General features: G+C 62.8%; 5 protein-coding genes. 3 read left to right on the top strand and 2 right to left on the bottom strand.

Annotated elements, in window-relative coordinates; all coding sequences use genetic code 11:
- The coding region (locus tag EOA32_RS40685; protein ID WP_145971440.1) for an adenine deaminase C-terminal domain-containing protein at positions 1-112 on the top strand (112 nt) is incomplete at its 5' end.
- 59 nt (positions 113-171) lie between these two features.
- Here the strand turns inward: EOA32_RS40685 and EOA32_RS33380 are convergent.
- Positions 172-1,335 (bottom strand): alpha/beta hydrolase, encoded by a 1,164-nt coding sequence (locus EOA32_RS33380; protein ID WP_128373997.1) that lies wholly within the window; start codon positions 1,333-1,335, stop codon positions 172-174.
- Positions 1,336-1,441: 106 nt separating this feature from the next.
- The gene (locus tag EOA32_RS33375; RefSeq protein ID WP_189407580.1) at positions 1,442-2,551 is read right to left on the bottom strand and encodes an alpha/beta hydrolase; all 1,110 of its coding nucleotides are present in this window, start codon (positions 2,549-2,551) and stop codon (positions 1,442-1,444) included.
- A gap of 215 nt (positions 2,552-2,766) precedes the next feature.
- On the opposite strand from EOA32_RS33375, the gene ilvA reads away from it, so the two are divergent.
- Positions 2,767-4,023 (top strand): threonine ammonia-lyase IlvA, encoded by a 1,257-nt coding sequence (ilvA, locus tag EOA32_RS33370; RefSeq protein WP_128373996.1) that lies wholly within the window; start codon positions 2,767-2,769, stop codon positions 4,021-4,023.
- Entirely contained in the window at positions 4,020-4,592 is a 573-nt protein-coding gene (locus EOA32_RS33365) for a DUF1697 domain-containing protein (protein ID WP_128373995.1), read from the top strand. Before ilvA ends, EOA32_RS33365 begins: the two co-directional genes overlap by 4 nt.
- The last annotated feature ends 53 nt before the right edge of the window (positions 4,593-4,645 follow it).

Here is a 4,645-nt window from a genome sequence, read left to right as displayed (position 1 = left end):
CGCCTACATGCAGCATTCGCTGCTGGCGCTGGTCGTCATCCCGGAACTCAGGATTTCCGATGTCGGCCTTGTCGACGTGACGTCGTTCCAGAAGGTCGATCTGTTCGTCTAGCATCGCCGATGTTGGGGTGAGGCCGGCCTGACCCGCACCTCGACACGCCTAACCGGTGCTCAGCCGCCGGTGGCGATCGTCAGCACCCTGAACGGCGTGGTGATGACCACCTCGGCGACCGAGCCGACCGCCTTGCCGAGACCCTGGCCGATATTGTTGAGCTGCGTTGGATCCGGCTCGTCGGAGGCAAGACCGGCAGGCGTGCGCAGTCGATTGCCGAGCAACTGCACCAGGATCGGATTGTCGGCGAATTTGGCATGGTTTAACCGGTCTCCGCCCTTGGTTTGGGTCAGATCGACCACCGTCACGCCGTAGTTGGCGAGATCTGCCGCGTTGTCGTAATCGCCGACGCGCGGCTTTTCGCCGGAGATGAAGCTGGACAGCTTGAGCGCCCGGTCGTCGCCCGAGAGAAGGATGGCGAAAGGCTTGTCGGGCTTGCCGTAGCGGATCATCTGCTTCTTGAAAACATCGACGTCGATGTCAGGCGAGGCGAGGATGACGTAGCCGAGCTTGCCGTTGAGATCGCGGTCGCCGGTGATGGCGAGCTGGCGCAAAGCTTCCATCGTCAGCCAAGTCCCCATCGAATGGGCAATGATGTCAATGCTTTTGGCGCGGGACTTGGCAAGCATCCTCAGTGTCGCTTCCAGGTCGTCGCGCGCGGCGGTGGAGCTGTCCTTGTCATAAATGTAGCCGGTCGTCTTGCCGCTCGACGCCCACGAGAACAGCACCGGTGTGCCCGGATAATTCGTGTCGTGCGCGATCTGCGTCAGGCGGTAAACGCCATCGTCGAAGCCGTTGTTGAAGCCGTGCACGAAGACCAGGGCGCGGTCGCCGCGTATGGCAATATCTGTGCCGACCGCCTTCGCGAATTGCGAAGCGTCCCCATAGCGGACGACATCGGTGGCGGTGAACTGCCTAGCCGGAATGCTGTCGGCCGAACCCTTGGCGCGCTCGATCGCCCCAAGCTGGTGGATCCTTGGAACCGTGACGTCGACACGCGCGTAGCTGGTGGTCAGCGAACGGTCGCCGTCGAAAACCTGCCGCGGGTCCTTGGTCGCCTGCTGCCGGGTCGTGGCGACGAAGATCTCATGCTTGGCCGCAATTTCGGATGCAGGCGCGGTAACGGGCTTCCGATTGAGCAGGTCATGCGCGTTCTGCCCGGCGCAGCCCGTCAGGGCGAGCGTGAAGGCAAGGCCAAGGACGATCTTCCAACGCACGATCACCCGGGATCCCCCAAGGGCGGCAAACCTCTCGGGCTCCTTCGATAAAGCCAGCGAGCGGTCTGGTCCAGTTCAAAGTCCGTGCAGGGCGGCAACCGCGTGAACACGGTTATTGAGTGGCGAGCTGGCTGATCCGGTCGGTGACGTCGCGGTCGCTGGCAAAGCCGTCGTCCTGGCGCAGCCGCTGGCCGATCATCTTCACCAGCATCGGGTTGTCGGCGAATTTGGTGTGGTTGAAGCTGTCGTTGCCCTTCACCTTGGAGAGGTCGACCACCGTGACGCCGTAGGAGGCGAGGTCGGCCGCGTCCCTGTAGTCGCCGACGCGCGGCCGTGCACCGGCAATCAGGCCGGAGAGCCGGAGAGCGCGGTCGTCGTCCGACAGGAGCAGGATGAACGGCTTGTCGGGCTTGCCGTAGCGGCGCATCTGGCTCTTGAAGACATCGACGTCGATGTCGGGCGAGGCCAGGAGAACATCGCCGAGCTTGCCGCCGAGGTCGCGGTCACCGGTGATGGCGAGCTGTCGCAGTGTTTCCATCGTCACCCACGTCCCCATCGAATGGGCGACGATGTCGATGCGGCGCGCACCGGTCTGCGCCAGCATTCTCAGCGTCACTTCCAACTGGTCGCGGGCGGCGGCGGCACTTTCCTTGTCATAGACATAGTCGGTGGTCTTGGCGCCCGAAGCCCATGAAAAAAGCACCGGCGTGCCGGGATAGCCGGAATCGTGAACGATCTGGGTCAGACGGTAGACGGCATCGTCGAAGCCGGTGTTGTAGCCGTGGACGAAGACCATGACGCGGCCGCCGCGGGCGTCAATGTCGGCATTGAGCGCGCTGGAGAATTTCGGCTGCGTGTCGTAGCCGACGACCTCGGAAGCCATGAAATATTTGGTCGGATCGTTCGACGTCCCGCGCGAGCGCCGCTCGATCTGACCGGTCTCATGAACCGGCGGGACGGTGACGTTGACGCGGGCGTAATTGAGCGTCGCCGAGCGCTCGCCGTCGAAAACCTTGTTCGGGTCGTCTGAGCGCTTGCGGGTGGTGGCGATGAAGATCGAATGGTTGCCGGCGATCTCGGTCGCCGTCGTCGGCACCACGACGCTGCCCAGGATTTCTTGTGACGGTCGTCCCGCGCAGCCTGCAACCAGCAACGCCAGGGCAATGATGCAAATCGTCTTCAAATGCACGTCGAAACTTCCATTCGGGCCGCAATTGGCCATCCGCCTCCGAGAAATCTCCCGGACAGGGGAAGTACGGCGGAAGTAAGTCGTGTCCAGCGGAAATTTGATCGGCAGGTGCCAACCGCCTTGGCACTGTTGCGCGAAAACCAAAGTGGTGGCAGGAGGGCGGCGAGCGGCTGCATCGGTGGCCGCGAAAACCAAACTATGCAATAGGCTTGGGCCGCGAACCACATGGTCTCGGAGCCGGTTGCCTCATGAACAGTTTTTCTTCCCGCGTCGCAGGCGCCGCGGAGGCGATCCGCGGGATCTTTCCGGAAACGCCGCTGCAGGAGAACGACTATCTGTCGAGAAAGACCGGCGCCCGCATCCTCCTGAAGCGCGAGGACCTGACGCCGGTCCGCTCCTACAAGATCAGGGGCGCCTTCAACTTCTTCCGCAAGGCGCTCGCTGCCGGCAACAATGCCGAGCTGTTCGTCTGCGCCTCGGCGGGCAACCACGCGCAGGGCTTTGCCTTCGTCTGCCGCCATTTCGGCAAAAAGGGCGTGGTGTTCATGCCCGTGACGACGCCGCAGCAGAAGATCGACAAGACGCGGCTTTTCGGCGGCGATTTCGTCGAGATCAGGCTGGTCGGCGACTTCTTCGACGATTGCTATCGCGCCGCCTTCGAGTTCACCGAAGCCGCCGGCGCGCATATGGTGCCGCCCTTCGACCACAAGGACATCATCGAGGGGCAGGCGACCGTCGCCTACGAGATCGCAACCCAGATGCCGGGCGGGCGCATGCCCGACATCGTCATGCTGCCGGTGGGCGGAGGCGGCCTGGCTGCCGGCGTCACCCACTATTTCGCCGACCGGCACCGTGAATTGCGCTTCGTATTCTGCGAGCCGGCGGGCGCGCCTAGCCTTAGCGAGAGTCTCGCCGGCGGCAAGCGGGTCAGGCTCGCCAAGGTCGACAACTTCGTCGATGGCGCGGCGGTGGCTGAAATCGGCCGCGAGCCGCTGCGTCATCTCAAGGAGTTCACCGCCGACGCGGTGCGCCTTGTCCCGGAAAACCGGCTTTGCGCGACGATGATCGAGATGCTCAATGTCGAGGGCGTGGTGCTGGAGCCAGCCGGCGCATTGGCGATCGATGCGCTCAAGGATTTTTCCCGCAAGGAGATGAGGGGCAAGACCATCGTCGCGATCGTCTCGGGGGGCAATTTCGATTTCGAGCGCCTGCCGGACGTCAAGGAACGAGCGCTGCGTTTCGAAGGGCTGAAGAAGTATTTCATCATCCGCTTCCCGCAGCGGCCGGGCGCATTGCGCGATTTCCTCGAAATGCTCGGCCCGGACGACGACATCACGCGCTTCGAGTATCTCAAGAAGTCGGCGCGCAATTTCGGCTCTGTGCTGATCGGCATCGAGACCAAGGACCGGCGCAATTTCGATCTGCTGAAGGCCAATTTCGACGCCGAGGGCGTGCAGTATCAGGACATCACCGACAACGAGACGCTCGCGGGGTTCATCATATGAGCGGGCCAAAAACGGGCGACAAAGGAACGGTGTTCGTAGCCCTGTGTTCCGGCATCAATGTCGGTGGCAACCGCATCGTCAAGATGGCGGAGCTGAGGTCGTTCTTCGAAGACCTCGGCTTCACAGACGTATCGACCTACGTGCAAAGCGGCAACGTCGTGTTTCGTGCCAACAACAGCGACGCTGCGGCGCTGACCAAAGCACTCGAAGCGGCCTTCGAGAAGAAATGGGGGTTCAATTCCCGCATCATGGTGCGCAATGCCGGCTGGTTCGAGCGCCTGGTGAAGGACAATCCCTATCCGGAGGTTGCGGGCGAGCCTACCAAGCTGCATGCCTATGCGCTGGAGCGAGAGCCGACCGCGGAAGAGGCGAAGCGGCTGGCGGAAAAGTGTGCCGGCCCAGAGCGCTTCGAGATCAAAGGCGACGTGCTTTACCTGCATGCGCCGGAAGGGCTTGGCAAATCGGTGTTTGCCAATCTTATTGGGCGAACGCTCAAGGTGCCGGGCACGGCGCGCAACTGGCGCAGCGTGCTTGCGCTGCTCGAAATGGCCAGCAAGGCCGCCGGCTGACGCTCAATTCTTTCAGGCAGCCTTCTGCCAGTCGAAGGTCAGCTCCTCGCGGA

The organism is Mesorhizobium sp. M1A.F.Ca.ET.072.01.1.1, assembly GCF_004023325.1.
Taxonomy (GTDB): domain Bacteria; phylum Pseudomonadota; class Alphaproteobacteria; order Rhizobiales; family Rhizobiaceae; genus Mesorhizobium.
The sequence above is the reverse complement of the archived record's forward strand: the minus strand, read 5'-3'. Positions and strand labels throughout refer to the sequence as shown.

Coding starts and splice junctions, on each gene's coding strand:
- EOA32_RS33375 (WP_189407580.1), bottom strand. CDS start 2,551: ATGGCCAATTGCGGCCCGAATGGAAGTTTCGACGTGCATTTGAAGACG.
- ilvA (WP_128373996.1), top strand. CDS start 2,767: ATGAACAGTTTTTCTTCCCGCGTCGCAGGCGCCGCGGAGGCGATCCGC.
- EOA32_RS33365 (WP_128373995.1), top strand. CDS start 4,020: ATGAGCGGGCCAAAAACGGGCGACAAAGGAACGGTGTTCGTAGCCCTG.